General features: G+C 68.9%; 13 protein-coding genes. 9 read left to right on the forward strand and 4 right to left on the reverse strand.

Going from position 1 to position 16,412, the window contains the following annotated elements:
* Positions 1–7 precede the first annotated feature (7 nt).
* The 3 genes from ABD989_RS13215 (at position 8) to ABD989_RS13225 (ending at position 3,455) form a co-directional block, all read left to right on the forward strand.
* Positions 8–1,189: a serine/threonine-protein kinase gene (locus ABD989_RS13215; protein ID WP_246991860.1), complete on the forward strand. Its 1,182-nt coding sequence runs from the start codon at positions 8–10 to the stop codon at positions 1,187–1,189.
* Positions 1,190–2,288: 1,099 nt separating this feature from the next.
* Positions 2,289–2,849, forward strand: coding sequence for a hypothetical protein (locus ABD989_RS13220; protein ID WP_246991862.1), 561 nt, complete (start codon positions 2,289–2,291; stop codon positions 2,847–2,849).
* Complete coding sequence (locus ABD989_RS13225) at positions 2,850–3,455, forward strand: hypothetical protein (RefSeq protein ID WP_246991864.1); 606 nt, start codon at positions 2,850–2,852, stop codon at positions 3,453–3,455. It begins immediately after the preceding gene.
* On the opposite strand, the gene ABD989_RS13230 is transcribed toward ABD989_RS13225, so the two are convergent.
* From ABD989_RS13230 to ABD989_RS13245, 4 genes are all read right to left on the reverse strand, one after another.
* Positions 3,430–4,731 carry a helix-turn-helix domain-containing protein gene (locus ABD989_RS13230; protein ID WP_246991866.1) on the reverse strand — a complete coding sequence of 434 codons (1,302 nt, stop codon included), beginning with the start codon at positions 4,729–4,731 and terminating at the stop codon, positions 3,430–3,432. The two genes, ABD989_RS13225 and ABD989_RS13230, sit on opposite strands and share 26 nt — an antisense overlap.
* A 212-nt stretch (positions 4,732–4,943) precedes the next feature.
* On the reverse strand, positions 4,944–5,591 hold the full coding sequence (locus ABD989_RS13235) for a CE1759 family FMN reductase (protein WP_345313837.1): 648 nt from the start codon (positions 5,589–5,591) through the stop codon (positions 4,944–4,946).
* Positions 5,588–6,682: an LLM class flavin-dependent oxidoreductase gene (locus ABD989_RS13240; RefSeq protein ID WP_246991869.1), complete on the reverse strand. Its 1,095-nt coding sequence runs from the start codon at positions 6,680–6,682 to the stop codon at positions 5,588–5,590. Before ABD989_RS13240 ends, ABD989_RS13235 begins: the two co-directional genes overlap by 4 nt.
* 98 nt (positions 6,683–6,780) lie before the next feature.
* Positions 6,781–7,866, reverse strand: a complete 1,086-nt coding sequence (locus tag ABD989_RS13245; protein WP_246991871.1) for a tellurite resistance/C4-dicarboxylate transporter family protein — start codon at positions 7,864–7,866, stop codon at positions 6,781–6,783.
* Between the two features lie 77 nt (positions 7,867–7,943).
* Here ABD989_RS13245 and ABD989_RS13250 point away from each other — a divergent pair, with 77 nt between their 5' ends.
* The 6 genes from ABD989_RS13250 to ABD989_RS13275 are packed head-to-tail and all read left to right on the forward strand — an operon-like array spanning position 7,944 to position 16,385.
* On the forward strand, positions 7,944–11,672 hold the full coding sequence (locus tag ABD989_RS13250; RefSeq protein WP_345313838.1) for a nitrate reductase subunit alpha: 3,729 nt from the start codon (positions 7,944–7,946) through the stop codon (positions 11,670–11,672).
* On the forward strand, positions 11,672–13,333 hold the full coding sequence (gene narH / locus ABD989_RS13255; RefSeq protein WP_345313839.1) for a nitrate reductase subunit beta: 1,662 nt from the start codon (positions 11,672–11,674) through the stop codon (positions 13,331–13,333). The genes ABD989_RS13250 and narH overlap by 1 nt, the downstream gene beginning before the upstream one ends.
* On the forward strand, positions 13,333–14,079 hold the full coding sequence (narJ, locus tag ABD989_RS13260) for a nitrate reductase molybdenum cofactor assembly chaperone (RefSeq protein WP_345313840.1): 747 nt from the start codon (positions 13,333–13,335) through the stop codon (positions 14,077–14,079). Before narH ends, narJ begins: the two co-directional genes overlap by 1 nt.
* Positions 14,080–14,086: 7 nt before the next feature.
* Complete coding sequence (gene narI, locus ABD989_RS13265) at positions 14,087–14,839, forward strand: respiratory nitrate reductase subunit gamma (protein ID WP_246991879.1); 753 nt, start codon at positions 14,087–14,089, stop codon at positions 14,837–14,839.
* The gene (locus ABD989_RS13270; protein ID WP_345313841.1) at positions 14,836–16,062 is read left to right on the forward strand and encodes an MFS transporter; all 1,227 of its coding nucleotides are present in this window, start codon (positions 14,836–14,838) and stop codon (positions 16,060–16,062) included. Before narI ends, ABD989_RS13270 begins: the two co-directional genes overlap by 4 nt.
* Positions 16,059–16,385: a cupin domain-containing protein gene (locus ABD989_RS13275; protein WP_345313842.1), complete on the forward strand. Its 327-nt coding sequence runs from the start codon at positions 16,059–16,061 to the stop codon at positions 16,383–16,385. The genes ABD989_RS13270 and ABD989_RS13275 overlap by 4 nt, the downstream gene beginning before the upstream one ends.
* The last annotated feature ends 27 nt before the right edge of the window (positions 16,386–16,412 follow it).

Here is a 16,412-nt window from a genome sequence, read left to right on the forward strand (position 1 = left end):
GACACACGTGAGCACGCTTGAACCGGGACAGATCTTCGCCGACTACACCATCGAGGAACTGCTCGACACCGACGACATGGGTGAGGTCTACGTCGCACATCATCCGGGCCTCGCCCGTAGCAACGCGCTCCGCGTCTTCGCCGCCGCACTCACCGACGACGACTCGTTCCGCACTCGCTTCGAACACGAAGTCGACGTCCTCGCAGGACTCTCGCACCCCGCTCTCGTGAAGGTCCTCGACCACGGCATCGACGACAGTCGCTACTGGATCGCCTACGAGCTGATCGGCGGCGAGAACCTCGGCGACCGCCTCGAGCAGGGCCCACTCGACCCGCAGGTCGTCGCACGGTACGTGGCGGAGATCGCGTCCGCCCTCGACACGTTGGCCGCGAGCGGCGTCGTACACCGCCAGGTGCAGCCGACGAATATCCTGATCGACCAGCACGACCGCGCCCGACTCACTGACTTCGGCCTCGACCGCCTATCCGGCGCCGCCGACGACGCGGGGCTGACCATCCGCACCGTCACCTACGCCGCTCCCGAACTGCTCCAGGGTTACACCCCCGATCCGCGCGCCGACCAGTACTCGCTGGCCGCGACGGCGTACGCGCTCCTCACCGGAGCTCCGCCGTTCGCCACCGGCAACGCGGTGTCGATCAGCATGGCCCACATCCTGCAGCCGGTCCCCGCTGCCAGCCGGCGCTCGCCGCACCTGCCGCCCGCAGTCGACGCCGTCCTCGCAGCGGCGATGGCCAAGAACCCCACCGACCGCTTCCCCACCAGCCGATCCTTCGCCGACGCCCTCACCGCAGCGCTCGGCGCCGCGCCGCCCCGACCAACCGGCCGTCGCCACTGCGGCCCCGATCGCGCCCGACTCCCCCGTCGCACCGACGCGGGCCCCCGCGAAGAGGTCGCGCACGCCGCTCCTGGTCGCCGTCGCACTGATCGGAGCACTGATTCTGGTCGTCGGTCTCGTCGTGGCCTTCCAACCGTGGAAGAGCGACGGCGGCAGCGAACGCACCAGCGAGAACACCGCAGCAGGCATCGAGGTCGCCGCCGATGCGGCCGATCTCAAGCGCACACCGGTGACCCCCGAGCTGCCGTCCTTCCCGACCGCACCGACCGACCCGAAGTGGGTGTTCGTCGCACCCCAATACGCCGGCTTCGAGCAGGCCGTCGGCGGCAATGAGCGGATCGTCCTGATCTCCGGCGACGACAAGACGTACATCGTCGACGCCGAATCCGGCACCAGGCTGAGGACCATCGTCATACCCGAACGGGACCGGGCCTTCCGCGACTGCCGCGGTTTCCGGAATCCGAACAAACTGTTCTGCACGTTGGACAACGACAGCGCGGCGGTGCTTGATGTCGCGACCGGCGCTGTCACCGACCTTCCGGACCCGGCGTCCCGCACTGAAGTCAGCTATTCCGTCACCGGCGATACCGTCGTGGCGGTCACGAAGACTCGGGTCACCGCCTACGACGACACCGGCCGCACCGCATGGAGCGCACCCGGCGGCTTCAACTCGGTCCTCGATTTTCCGGACGGCACACCCGCAATCCCCTCGATCTCCGGCACCGTCTTCACGCTGCGCGACGTCGCCACCGGCCGGATCATCTATACCTACGACGCGGGGAAGACCAGGTACCCCGAGCAATCCGTGAACATCGAATGGACACCGTTCGCGAGCGGTTTCTCCGTCGTCGTCGATAACGAGGTGCCATCCGATGCCCACGTCGATTTTTATGACAGCGCCGGCAAGAAGACGTCCTCCGCCGCACCGGGTTGGCTGCCTGCCGAATACGGTCCGTCTCCTGCCTTGACCCGCCTCCTGCGCATGGGCACCGTGACGCCGCTTCCACTGCTCACCAACGACGACACCAAACAGGTCGCCTCGTTCGATCCGGCCACCGGAAAGCCCGTTGTCACTGCTCAGCTGGACACCGAGCCGGGCGTGATCATGGCTGCGGTCAGCACCACCGTCGTTGTCTCCCACAGGCCCCCACCTCCCGGGTCGAGCCCCTCCGCGAGCGCCAACGACCTGGTGTGGTTCGACGTCTACGACGGCTCCGGGGGCAGCTTCAACCAGGATTTCCCGAACTATCTCGGTACCGACGGCGAACGGATGCTGCTCGGCGTCGATCGCGACCGGACCACCGATCTGGTCGCCTACGGCGCTGACGACACCGACCCGCTCTGGCGGATGCCACTCGAATCGTCCATCGGCCTGCGCGTCATCGGCGGCAAGGTCTACGACGGCAAGCGGCGCCTGCTCTAGGCTCCTGACGTGACCACCAGTCCGCCGTATCCGGCGCCGTACCCGCCCGGCCCGCCACCGCTCCCGCCCCGAGGCAACGGCTATCGCACCACCACGCTCCTCGCGCTGGCCGCGGCGGTGATCGCCGGGATCGTCGCGCTGGCGCTGTTCTTCACGATGCCGAGCTCGGACGGCTCCTCGCAGGCCGACGGCCCCATCGCGCCCGACCCCGCCCTCGTGAAGCGCGCCACCGAGATCGTCTGCCTGCCCTTCACCCTCAGCGCGGCGACGTTCGACGCCGACTTCCAGCGCGCCGAAGCCGTGCTGACCGGAGCCGCGAAGCGGCTGTATTCGAGCCAGCGCGATGGGTTCGAGTCGCTTGCGAAAGACAATTCCGGCATCACCTTCGGCTGCTCGGTCACCGCCCTCGGCGTCATCAGCGCAGGCGACGAGAAAGCCGACCTGGTAGCCACGCTCCGAAGCACAACTCAGGGTCCCGGTACGCCAACCACCATCAACCGGAAGTTCGAAATGGTCAACCAGAACGGCCAATGGCTGATCAGCGAGATGACGATTGCGGGGGTGAACTGAATGACCGACTTCCCACCTCCGAGCAACAGCCCCGACGGCATGCCGACGGTCTTCCCACCGCCACCTGGTTTCGGCACCGACCCGCATCGGGGTCCGGGCGGGTGGCGGATCGCCGCACCGCTCGCGGTGCTCGCCGCGATCGCCGTCATCGTCGTCGCCGCGCTGATCGGCACCGGTGTCATCGGCGGGGCAGCCGAAGCCGACGACACGCGCCCCGGGCGAGCGGCCACTCAGAAGGCGGTCGACGAGGTGATGACACGCGCGCAGAACATCATCTGCCAGCCCCTGACCTTCGGCTACACCACGTACGACGCCGACATGGACGCCGCAGCACGGGTCCTCACCGGCGCGGCGAAAGCCGAGTTCGACAAGGAGCGCGAGACCACCGCCCGCACCGTCCGGCAGAGCAAGGCGAGCGGATCCTGCAAGGTCGACGACGCCGGCCTGATCAGCCTCGACGGCGACACCGCCGAGATCCTCGGTGCGCTGACCGTCACCACCGACAGCCTCCTCGGCGGCGACGACACGAAGCGCGTCGCCGGCCGCTACACGCTCGTCAAAGCCGACGATGAGTGGCTCATCAGCGAGATGACGATCCTCCAGTAGCTACGGGCACAGCGGCGACGCCGGCGGTGACCGCCTCCAGCGCGAGGGTCAGTTCCACCAGTTCGCGCGGGCGGTCCAGGTGCAGACCGGTGAGCCGTTCCAAGCGGCGCAACCGGTTCAGGACCGTGTTGTGGTGGCAGAACAGCACTTTGCCTGCGCGAGCCGCCGATCCGTCGGCGTCGAGCCACGCGCGGAACGTGTCCAGCAGCACGGCGCGTTCCCCGGCGTCGAGCTCGAGCACCGGTCCCAGAATGTTCGCGGCGAGCACGGCGCTCAGATCGGGTCGCGCCACCAGCAGTGCCATCGAGAGCCGGTCGGTCAGCAGCACCGGGCCGTCGGCTGCCCCGGCGGCGCGCAGCGCGAGTTCGGCGAGTTGGTTGGCCCGCCCCACGTTGATCAGGCCGTCGACCGCCGGGCTGATGCCCGCGAGCGTTCCGGGGTACGACGACGCCAACGCCACCCGCACCTCGGTCGGTGTCCGGTCGCCGAGCAGCACCAGCAACGACAGCCCGGACCGCTGCGGACACCAGTAGAGCGTCATGCCGTCGAGCTCGTCGCGCACCGGGCGGCCGCTCCCGACCGCCTCGTCGGGGACGCGCACCACCGCGTACCGCCCGTCGGTCGGCAGATCCAGGGCGATCGCCGCGCTCACCACGTCCACCGGGTCGGCGTGGCCGCGCAGGAAGGCACGCAGCATAGGCAGCAGTTTGCGTTCGGCGTCGGCGGCGGCGCCCGTGGACGCCAACCGGTACGACTCGATCATCAGCTTGGTGTCGCGTTCGCAGAAGCTCCAGAACCCGCCGGCACTGCGTGCCAGTTCCAACGCGTCGTCGGGGTCGTGCGCGGTGGCGGCCTCCACCAGCTCCCGCCACAGCTCGGCGGCCCAGATCCGGTAGCAGTCGCGCAACGCCAGCAGCGGCACGCCCTGCCGAGCACGGAGCTGCCCCAGGTTCCAGGCGTATTCGGCCGAGTCGAGGACGCGCTCCGGGTTGGCCAGCGACCCCACGGACGACTCCAGCGCCGAGTACAGCAGCGCTCCGAGTTCCGGCGGGCCGCTGATCCGGTCTCCGTAGTGGGGTACTTCGGCGCGGATCCGCGCGACCACCGTCTCGGCGATCGACGTCGCCCGCCCTTCCAGGAGGCGTGCGGCCTGCACGATCGTCGGCGACAGCCCGGGCGTGGCCGCACCCGCCGCCGCGACTTTGGCCGTGACGTCGCGGGACAGCCGGAGCTCAGCCGGCGATCGGTCGCTGCGTCGTGCCGTCGTAGTTTTCACGCGATCGGACCCCTCGGTCTCCACAAGACGACGTTGCCGCCAGGGTACGTCCGGCGAATCATCGTGCAGGACGGCTGCGCACCGAACCTGGTGGGCCCCGCCGACCTACCGTACGACCCCCGTGCGATGCACCTGGTCAGCCAGCCCCTGGATCCGACGGCGCACCTCGGTCCGGCCCCGGCGCACCGGCTCCCTCCCCACCCCGGACCGCGCTAGTTCCCGCTGAGCAGGCGGGCGAAGGTCGCCATTCCGGCGGCTTCGGCGCTCGACGGACCGGCCGCAGCCGACACCGTCGAGGTGCTCGCCGCCGGTCGTTCGCGTTCGCCGAGCAGCGCGGCCAACTGCCCCGCGGCTCGGTCGATCCGGCCGGCCAGCGTGGTGGCGTCACCGCTCCCGCCGGCCCAGTCCTCACTGGCGGCGTACACCCCGGTCGGCACCACGACGGTCCGCAGAAAACCGAACAGCGGCCGCAGCGCGTGGTCGAGGACCATCGAATGCCGCGGGCTGCCGCCGGTGGCGGCGATCAGCACCGGCTTGCCGTTCATCGCGTCGACGTCGACGAGGTCGAAGAAGGCCTTGAACAGCCCCGAATACGACGCGTTGAACACCGGACTGGCGACGATCAGCGCATCCGCCTCCTGGACCTGCGCGATCGCGGGGCCCGCGGCGCCGGTGGCGAAACCGGCGGCCATCGACGCACCGACATCGGCGGCGACGTCGCGCAGGTCGATCACGCTCCACTCCGCGCCGAAGGTGGGCAGCGCGGCGAGGGTGGCCTCCCCGAGCCGGTCGACCAACATGCGGGTCGACGACGGCTCGCACAGTCCGGCGTTGACGGCGACGATCTTGAGCGCGCTCACACCAGCACCTCCTTCTTCGAGTCCTGCGCCTTCGCGACGAGCGAGGCGTGGGTCGGTGCGTCCGGCACGTGCGCCGGACGGTTCTCGGCGAAGCCGGCCCGCAGCTCGGGCAGCACCTCGCCCAGCTCGTCGAGCTGCTCGAGGACGATCTTGAGCGGCAAGCCGGCATGGTCGACGAGGAACAGCTGGCGCTGGTAGTCGCCGAAGCTCTCCCGGAAGCTCAACGTCTTGTCGACGAACTCGGCCGGGCTGCCGACGGTCAGCGGAGTCTCCCGGCTGAAGTCCTCCAACGACGGTCCGTTCCCGTAGACCGGCGCCTTGTCGAAGTACGGGCGGAACTCGTTGACCGCGTCCTGGGAGTTCTTCCGGATGAAGAACTGTCCGCCCAAGCCGACGATGGCCTCGTCGGCGGCGCCGTGGCCGTAGTGCTCGTACCGCTCGCGGTAGAAGCCGATCAACCGCTGGAAGTGGCCCTTGGGCCAGAAGATGTTGTTCGCGAAGAAGCCGTCGCCGTAGTACGCGGCCTGCTCGGCGATCTCCGGGCTGCGGATGGAGCCGTGCCAGACGAACGGCGCGACGTCGTCGAGCGGCCGCGGAGTGGAGGTAAACGACTGCAGCGGGGTGCGGAACTTGCCCTCCCAGTTCACCACGTCCTCGGTCCACAGCTTGTGCAGCAGCGCGTAGTTCTCGATGGCCAGCGGGATGCCCTGGCGGATGTCCTGACCGAACCACGGGTACACCGGGCCGGTGTTGCCGCGGCCCAGCATCAGATCGACGCGGCCGTCGGCGAGATGCTGCAGCATGGCGAAATCCTCGGCGATCTTCACCGGGTCGTTGGTGGTGATCAGCGTGGTGGCCGTGGAGAGCTGCAGCTTCTCGGTCTGCGCGGCGATGTAGGCCAGCGTGGTGGTGGGCGACGACGAGAAGAACGGCGGGTTGTGGTGCTCGCCGAGCGCGAAGACGTCGAGGCCGATGTCCTCCGCCTTGCGGGCGATCGCGACGGTCGCCTTGATCCGCTCGTGTTCGCTGGGCGTCACGCCGGTGGTCGGGTCGGTGGTGATGTCGCTGACGCTGAAGAGTCCGAATTGCATTGCCGCGCCTTCCGGTCGTGGGGTCCGTTGTCACCCAGCACAACCGGACCTTGGTCCGGATAATTCCCGGCGCTGCGCGCGGCAAGCGGAGTGGCGAGCTATCGCACGAACTCGCCCGGCCCCACCCGCTGCGTCCGATCGGATTCGCCGGAGCGGGAGCTGTCCCGCACCGCGACGGCGGCGAGCGCCACCACCCCGAGCCAGACGGCGAAGGCCACCCACGCCTCCCAGGTGCCGATGTCGACGAGCCAGTCGATGGCGCGCATCTGCCCCAGCTGTCGCGTGGACTCCCCGTACATGCCGATGGGGAACACCATGGACCAGAGTGCGGCGCGGTAGCCGCGGATCGCGCCCGGACGACGCCGCTGCCACAGCGTCAACGCGATGGTCGGCACCAGCATCCACGTGACGAACGCCCACAGCGCCATCGCCACCCCGCCGATCAGCACGTCCGGCACCACCGGTTGATCGGCCCGCACACCGAGCACCTCGGCGGCGCCCAGAATGCTGATCGCACCCGAGCCCAGGAACACCCAGTACGGCGACACCTCGTCGGTGGGTGCGACGCCCACCAGCAGCAGCCGCGCCGACACCAGCGCCGCCACGATGATCAGCTGCAGCACGCCCAGGCCCCACGCGAGGGCGGCCAGCGTGGCGCCCAGGTCCGAGTCGGCGGCCGCCGACCACGACCCCAACGACACCGCGAGCGCCTGCGTGGAGACCACCACCAGGAACCAGGTGCCGTCCATCTGCTTCAGCCCCGGACCGGAGTCGGCGGGGCCGCGACCACTCGCGGCCACCACCACTGCCGCGAAGATCCCGTACTGCAGCACCCCCCAGGCGACGGCCGAGACCACGATGAGCACCAGGGCCGCGGTGTCCCAGTGCAGTGGCACCATCCGCGCCGCCAACACGCCACCGGCGGCGATGACGGCCAGTGTGCGCGCGGCCCGCGACGCGTTCTCCTCGCGCACCGGACGCAGCCCGGCGAGAAAGCCGGCGAGCGCTCCGGCCACCAGCACGGCGTACCCGGCCAGCGCGATCGCGAAGACGATCTCCGACAGCACCACGGCACCGGTGTTGAGCAACGCCGTCGACACGATGCCGGTGGCCATCACGAAGGTGAAGTGCTCCAACCGAAGGCGCTGCCACCGGCTCGGCATGGACCCGCTTCGTTCAGCCATCGCGGCCTCCGCTTTCGTCGGTCAGCGTTTCGTTTAAATGAACCCTGTTGCCTTCAATCGGGCATAGGGTCACAGACATGGCTGGCACACCGCGAACTCAGGGCGACGCCGCCCAAGCACTGCTCGACGTCGGGCGCTTCTTCACCCGGTGGGACGAGTCCGACGACAAGCGCGCGGTCTTCCGCGAAGGCGGCCGCGCCGGCGACGTCTTCTACCGGGACCGCTGGAGTCACGACAAGATCGTCCGCTCCACGCACGGTGTCAACTGCACCGGCTCCTGCTCGTGGAAGGTGTATGTCAAGGACGGCATCATCACCTGGGAGACGCAGGAGACCGACTACCCGACGGCCGGCCCGGACCGCCCCGAGTACGAGCCGCGCGGCTGCCCCCGCGGCGCCGCCTTCTCCTGGTACACCTACTCCCCCACGCGCGTGCGACACCCGTACGCCCGCGGCGTCCTGGTGGAGATGTACCGCCAGGCCAAGGCCAAGCTCGGCGACCCGGTGCTCGCGTGGGCCGACGTGACCGGCGACCCCGTCCGCCGTCGCGCCTACCAGCAGGCCCGCGGCAAGGGCGGCCTGGTGCGTGTCACCTGGGACGAGGCCATCGAGATCGCCGCCGCCGCGCACGTGCACACCATCAAGACTTACGGCCCCGACCGGTGCGCCGGCTTCTCGCCGATTCCGGCGATGTCCCAGGTGAGCCACTGCGTCGGCACCCGGTTCATTCAGCTGATCGGCGGCGTGATGACGTCGTTCTACGACTGGTACGCCGACCTGCCGGTGGCCAGCCCGCAGGTCTTCGGCGATCAGACCGACGTCCCCGAGTCCGGCGACTGGTGGGACGCCACCTACCTGATGATGTGGGGCTCGAACGTGCCGGTGACCCGCACCCCGGACGCCCACTGGATGGCCGAGGTGCGCTACCGCGGCACCAAGGTGGTCGGGGTGGCCCCGGACTACGCCGACAACATCAAGTTCGCCGACGAATGGGTGCCCGCGCAGGCCGGCACCGACGCCGCGCTCGCCATGGCGATGGGTCACGTGATCCTGAAAGAGTTCTACGTCGATCACACCACCGACTTCTTCACCGAGTTCAGCGGCAAGTACACCGACCTGCCGTTCCTCATCGAGCTCGACGAGTTCGACGCCGACGGCACCACCACCCTGGTGCCCGGCAAGTTCCTCACCGCCGAAGCCCTCACCGGCGGCACCGCCACCGCGCCCGAGGAGGAGTGGAAGACCGTCCTGATCGACGACGCCACCGGCGAACCGGTGGTCCCCAAGGGCTCCATTGGTTTCCGCTACTCCGACTCCGGCGAAGGCGACTGGAACCTGGACCTCGAGGGCGTCACTCCGCGCCTGAGCCTGTACGGCACCGACGGCGCCGAACCGGTCGCCGTGAGCCTGCCCGCGTTCGAAGCCCCCGACGGTAGCGGCTCGGTGATGTCCCGCGGCGTTCCGGCCCGTCGCATCGCCGGCCGCCTGGTGACCACCGTGTTCGACCTGATGCTGGCCCAGTACGGCGTCGGCCGCGACGGTCTGCCCGGACAGTGGGCCACCGGGTACGACGACCCGAACACCCCGTACACCCCGGCCTGGCAGGCCGCGATCACCAGCGTTCCCGCCGAGCAGGCCATCCGCATCGCCCGCGAGTTCGCGGTCAACGCCCGTGAGTCCGGCGGCCGGTCGATGATCATCATGGGTGCCGGCATCTGCCAGTGGTTCCACGGTGACGCCACCTACCGCGCCATCCTGGCCATGCTCACCCTCACCGGCAGCATGGGCCGCAACGGCGGCGGCTGGGCGCACTACGTCGGCCAGGAGAAGTGCCGGCCGATCACCGGCTGGATCTCGCTGGCCAACGCGCTCGACTGGTCGCGGCCGCCGCGCACCCAACCGGGCACGTCGTACTGGTACATGCACACCGATCAGTGGCGCAACGACGGCTACTCCACCACCGCCCTCACCTCGCCGCTCTCGCGCGGCACCCTCGATCACGCGCACACCGCCGACGCGGTCGCGCAGTCGGCGGCGATGGGCTGGATGCCGTTCTACCCGCAGTTCAGCACCAACCCGCTGCAGGTGGCCGACGACGCGAACGCCGCCGTGGCCGCGGGCACCGCGGACACTCCGGCGGCCTACGTCGCGAAGGCGCTCTGCGACGGCGACCTCACCCCCGCGATCGCCGACGTCGACGCCCCGGAGAACTGGCCGCGCACCCTGGTGCTGTGGCGGTCCAACCTGCTGGGCAGTTCGGCCAAGGGCGACGAGTACTTCCTGCGCCACCTCCTCGGCACCCATCACAACGTGCTCGGCACGGAGAACCCGAACACGCCGCGTCCGGCCGAGGTGCGCTGGCACGATCAGGCGCCCGAGGGCAAGCTCGACCTGCTGCTGTCGGCGGACTTCCGCATGACGTCGACCACCCTGCTCAGCGACATCGTGCTCCCGGCCGCCACATGGTACGAGAAGCACGACCTGAGCTCCACGGACATGCACCCGTTCGTCCACGCCTTCACCCCGGCCATCGACCCGCCGTGGGAGGCCAAGAGCGACTTCGACCTGTTCCACCTGCTCGCCCAGGAGCTGTCCCGCCAGGCCGAGAAGCATCTCGGCGTGGTGCACGACCTGGTGAGCGTCCCGGTGCAGCACGACACCCCCGGCGAGATGGCGCAGGCCCACGGCCGCGTGATCGACTGGCGCGAGACCGGCAACCCGGGGATCCCGGGCAAGAACATGCCGATGTTCAGCGTGGTGGAGCGCGACTACACGGCCATCGCCGACAAGCTGGCCTCCGTCGGCCCGCTCGCGGACACGATGGGCTTCACCGTCAAGAACGTCACCTTCGACATCGCCTCGCAGATCCCGAAGCTGGCCGCCACCAACGGCGTGATGCTCTCGGCGAACGGCAGCGTGTCTGACGGCCGTCCGGCCATCGACACCGACGCCAAGATGGCCGAAGCCATCCTGATGTTCTCCGGCACCACCAACGGCGAGCTCGCCGTCGACGGTTTCGAGAAGCTGCAGAAGCGGGTCGGCAAGAAGCTGGTGGATCTGGCGGCCGGCGCCGAGGAGAAGCGGATCTCGTTCGCCGACACCCAGAAGCAGCCGGTCCCGGTGATCACCTCGCCGGAGTGGTCGGGCAGTGAGACCGGCGGTCGACGGTACGCACCGTTCACCGTCAACATCGAACGCGACAAGCCTTTCCACACCCTCACCGGTCGCATGCACTACTACCTCGACCACGACTGGATGCTCGACATCGGCGAGGCCCTCCCGCTCTACCGTCCACCGCTGGACATGCACCGATTGTTCGGGGAACCCAAGCTCGGGCCGACGGGTGAGAAGGAGATCACCGTCCGCTACCTGACCCCGCACAACAAGTGGTCGATCCACTCGGAGTACCAGGACAACCTGTTCATGCTGTCGCTCTCGCGCGGCGGGCCCACCGCCTGGCTGTCACCGGAGGACGCGGCGTCGATCGACGTGGCCGACAACGACTGGATCGAATGCGTCAACACCAACGGCGTCTTCGTGGCCCGCGCCGTGGTGAGTCACCGCATTCCGGTCGGCGTCACCTACGTGCACCACGCGCAGGAGCGCACCATCGACGTCCCGAAGTCGGAGGCCACCGGCCGCCGCGGCGGCATCCACAACTCGGTGACCCGCCTGCTGGTGAAACCGTCGCACCTCATCGGCGGCTACGCCCAGCTGTCCTACGCGTTCAACTACCTCGGGCCCACCGGGAATCAACGCGACAACGTCTCCACTATCCGCAAGCGCAGCCAGGAGGTGACCTACTGATGCGAGTGATGGCTCAGGTCGGGATGGTGATGAATCTCGACAAATGCATCGGCTGCCACACCTGTTCGGTGACCTGCAAGCAGGCGTGGACCAACCGAGCCGGCACCGAGTACGTGTGGTTCAACAACGTCGAGACCCGCCCGGGCCTCGGCTATCCCCGCACCTACGAGGACCAGGAACGCTGGAAGGGCGGCTGGGAACTCAACCGCAAGGGCGATCTGCGCCTGCGCACCGGCGGCCGCCTGCAGAAACTGTTCACCATCTTCCACAGCCCCGTGCAGCCCACGCTCGACGACTACTACGAGCCGTGGACCTACGACTACGAGACACTGGTCAGCGCGCCGCTCGGCGACGACTTCCCGGTGGCCCGCCCCAAGTCGCTGATCACCGGCGAGGACATGAAGGTGTCGTGGTCGGCCAACTGGGACGACAACCTCGGCGGCACCACGTCGTTCGGTCACCTCGACCCGATCGTCGCGAAGATCCGCAAGGAGTCCGAGGACAAGATCAAGTTCTCGTTCGAGCAGACGTTCATGTTCTACCTGCCGCGCATCTGCGAGCACTGCCTCAACCCGTCGTGCATGGCATCGTGCCCGTCGGGCGCGATCTACAAGCGCGAAGAAGACGGCATCGTGCTGGTGGATCAGGACCGCTGCCGCGGCTGGCGCCAGTGCATCACCGGCTGCCCGTACAAGAAGATCTACTTCAACCACCGCTCGGGCAAGGCCGAGAAATGTACGTTCTGCTATCCGCGCATCGAGGTCGGTCAGCCCACCGTCTGCTCGGAGACGTGCGTGGGCCGGCTGCGCTACATCGGCCTGTTCTTGTACGACGCCGACGCCGTGACCGCCGCCGCGTCCACCCCCGATGAGAAGGACCTGTACGAGGCGCAGCTCGATCTGCTGCTCGATCCCTTCGACCCGGAGGTCATCGCCGCCGCCCGCGCCGAGGGTATCCCGGACGACTGGTTGGACGCCGCCCAGCGCTCGCCGGTGTACGCGCTGGCCAAGAAGTACCGCGTCGCGCTGCCCCTGCATCCGGAGTACCGCACCATGCCGATGGTCTGGTACGTCCCGCCGCTGTCGCCGATCGTCGATCTGCTGACCGAGCAGGGCCACGACGGCGAAGGCCACGAGACCCTGTTCGGCGCCATCGAAGCGCTGCGCATCCCGATCGAGTACCTGGCCGAACTGTTCTCCGCGGGTGACGTGAGCGTGGTCGACGGCGTGCTGCGCAAGCTGGCGGCCATGCGGTCGTACATGCGTGACGTCTCCCTCGGCCGCGAACCGAATCCGCTGATCCCCGCCTCGGTCGGCATGGACGAGTCGACGATGTACGAGATGTACCGCCTGATGGCGATCGCCAAGTACTCCGACCGGTACGTCATCCCCACCGCGCACCACGAGCAGGCGCACAATCTGGAGGAGATGGGCTGCTCCCTCGACTTCGACGACGGCCCCGGCATGTACGAGTCCGGCGCCTTCGGCGAGGCCAGCGGGCGCCCCACCCCGGTGTCGGTGGAGACCTTCCAGGCGCTCAAGCAGCGGCAGACCAGCGACCGCCCGGCCGGTGAGCACTCGCTGAAGGGCCGGGTGAACCTGCTCAACTGGGATGGCAACGGCACGCCGCCGGGCATGTTCCCGGACAGCAGGGACCGCTGATGCGCAACCGGTTGACCGCCACCCGCCGTCGGGTCGGACGCAAGCGCGACGATCACCGGATCGTCTACCAGGGTGCGTCGTGGTGCTTGAGCTATCCGGACGACGACCTGCTGGGCCGGCTGCCGATGCTGGCCGCGGCACTCGACGAGCAGCCCGACTCGGCGGCCGTGCGGACGCTGCGCGGCGTCGTCGAACATCTGGCGGCCGCCGATCCGGCGACGGCCAGGCAGAACTACGTGGACGTCTTCGACATGACGCGGCGGCACACGCTGTATCTGACGTACTGGACCGACGGGGACACGCGACGCCGCGGCACCTCGCTCGGCGCCTTCAAGCAGCGCTACCGCGACTCCGGCTTCCTCGTGGACACGCACGGCGAGCTCCCCGACTATCTGCCGATGGTGCTCGAGTTCGCCGCCCGCGTCGACGCCGAGGGCGGCCACACCCTGCTCGTGGAGAACCGTCCGGCGCTCGAACTGATTCGGATCGCGCTCGACGAGCGCGACTCCCCGTACGCCGACGTATTGGCCGCCGTCTGCGCGACCCTGCCCGGCGCGTCCCCCGCCGGCAAGGCCACCGCGCTCGCGATGGCCGCGGCCGGCCCGGCCGTCGAAGCCGTCGGCCTCGACTCCTCGGGCCCCGCCATGAGCGGTCCGCCGCCGAGCGGCCCGGGCGGGCGCAAGCTACTACCGCTGTACACGAGCAACGACGACTCCGCCGATCGACTCGGCCCGATCAGATGGTGAGCTGGCGATGAACATCTTCCTCTGGGGCGTCCTCCCCTACGTGGCTCTGATCTCGGTGGTGGGCGGCACCATCTGGCGCTACCGCTATGACAAGTTCGGGTGGACCACCCGCTCGTCGGAGCTGTACGAATCCAAGCTGCTGCGCATCGGGTCGCCGCTGTTCCACTACGGCATCCTGGCGGTGATCGCGGGGCACGCGATCGGCCTGGTGATCCCGGAGTCGTGGACCAACGCGATCGGGCTCAGCGAGGACGCGTACCACTGGATCGCCGCGGTCGGCGGCATCATCGCCGCGATCGCCACCCTGGTGGGCGTCGCGATCCTGATCTATCGTCGTCGTGCCACCGGCCCGGTCTTCGCCGCCACCACCGCCAACGACAAGCTGATGTATCTGGTGCTGGTGTCCGCGCTGGTCGCCGGCACCTACATCACCGTCATCGGCATGATCGATCCGCACGGCGCAGGCGTGAACTACCGCGAGACCGTCTCCCCGTGGTTCCGCTCCATCTGGATCCTGCAACCCGACATCCACGCGATGGAAGCGGCCCCGCTGCGCTTCCACGTCCACGTCGTCATCGGCATGCTGATGTTCATCCTGGTGCCGTTTACTCGGCTGGTGCACATCTTCACCGCACCGCTGCACTATCTGTTCCGCCCGTACATCGTGTACCGCAGCCGCGATGCACGCTCCGCACCCGGCTCGCAGGAGCTGCCGTCGGCGTGGGCGCCGGTGGGTACCGAGGATCGTGACCGACGATGACCACCAGCACCGCCGACGCCCCGGTGTATTCACCGGCCCTGCAGACCCGCAACCTGATCCTGGCCACGCTGGCCTTCGCCATCACCTTCTGGGCGTGGAACCTCATCGCTCCGCTCGGCGTCTTCTACGCGAGCCCCGGCGAGATGGATCTGGGCTCCACCCAGAAGTCCATCCTGATCGCCGTCCCGATCCTGGTCGGCTCGCTGGGCCGCATCATCGTCGGCGTGCTCACCCCGAAGTACGGCGGCCGGGTGATGTTCACCCTGCTGCTGGTGCTGTCGGCCCCGTTCGTGATCCTGGTGGCCGTCGCGGGCTCCTTGAAGTCGTACCCGTTCATGATCGTGGTGGGCTTCTTCCTGGGCATCGCCGGTACCAGCTTCGCGGCCGGCATTCCGTTCGTGAACAACTGGTACGAGGTGCACCGGCGCGGTTTCGCCACCGGCATCTTCGGTGCCGGCATGGGCGGCACCGCCCTGTCGGCCTTCTTCACGCCCCGGTTCAAGGAATGGTTCGGCTACTTCCCCACGCACATCATCATGGCCGTGGCGCTGCTGGTGGTCGCGGTGATCTGCTGGCTGTGGATGCGCGACTCCCCGACGTGGGAGCCGGCCACCGACAAGGCGGTCCCCAAGCTGGTCGACGCCCTCAAGCTGCCGATCACCTGGCAGATGTCCTTCCTGTACGCGGCGGCCTTCGGCGGCTTCGTCGCCTTCTCCACCTACCTGCCGACCTACTTGAACGACGTCTACCAGATGACCGACCTCAAGTCGGCCGGTGCACGCACCGCGGGCTTCGCGATCGCGGCGGTCGTCGCCCGCCCGATCGGTGGCATCCTGTCGGACAAGTTCGGTCCCCGACTGATCACCGCGATCTCCTGCGGCGGCGCGGCACTGCTGGCCGTGTGGATGACCTTCAAGCCGTCCCTGCCCTGGTGGGCCGGTGCCGACTTCCTGCTGATGGCCGTGATGATGGGCATGGGCGCGGGCGCCGTGTTCGCCTGGGTGGCCATCGCCTCCCCGGCGGCCCGCGTGGGCGCGGTGACCGGCATCGTCGGTGCGGCCGGCGGCCTCGGCGGGTTCTTCCCACCGCTGGTGATGGGCGCGACGTACGACGCCGAGGCGCACTCGTACACCATCGGCCTGGGTCTGCTGGTGGCGTTCGCCGCCGTCGCCTGCCTGTTCACGATCTTCGGTATCGCGCGCACGGAAAGCGAGAAGAAATGACCACCGTCAACCTGAACACCCTGGCCGACGAACTGCTGGCCCACGCGGCACAGGCTCGGGCCGGCCGCGCCTCGGAGACGGTGCGCGGACACGGCGACCGACTCCGCGAGACGGTGATCGCGCTGCTCGCCGGTCAGGCACTGCACGACCACGAGTCGCCCGGCGAGGCCACCCTCCAGGTGCTGCGCGGCGAGGTTCGTCTCACCGTGCCCGACGGCGGCAGCCAAGCGTTGATCACGGGCGACCGCACGGATATCCCGCCGGTGCGACACGGTCTCAGCGCCGACACCGACGCCGTCGTGCTCCTCACCGTCGCCTTGTAATCACGCGCCCCACCGCTACCAGCCGGT

The sequence above is a fragment of the Gordonia alkaliphila genome (genome assembly GCF_039542465.1).
Taxonomy (GTDB): Bacteria; Actinomycetota; Actinomycetes; order Mycobacteriales; family Mycobacteriaceae; genus Gordonia; species Gordonia alkaliphila.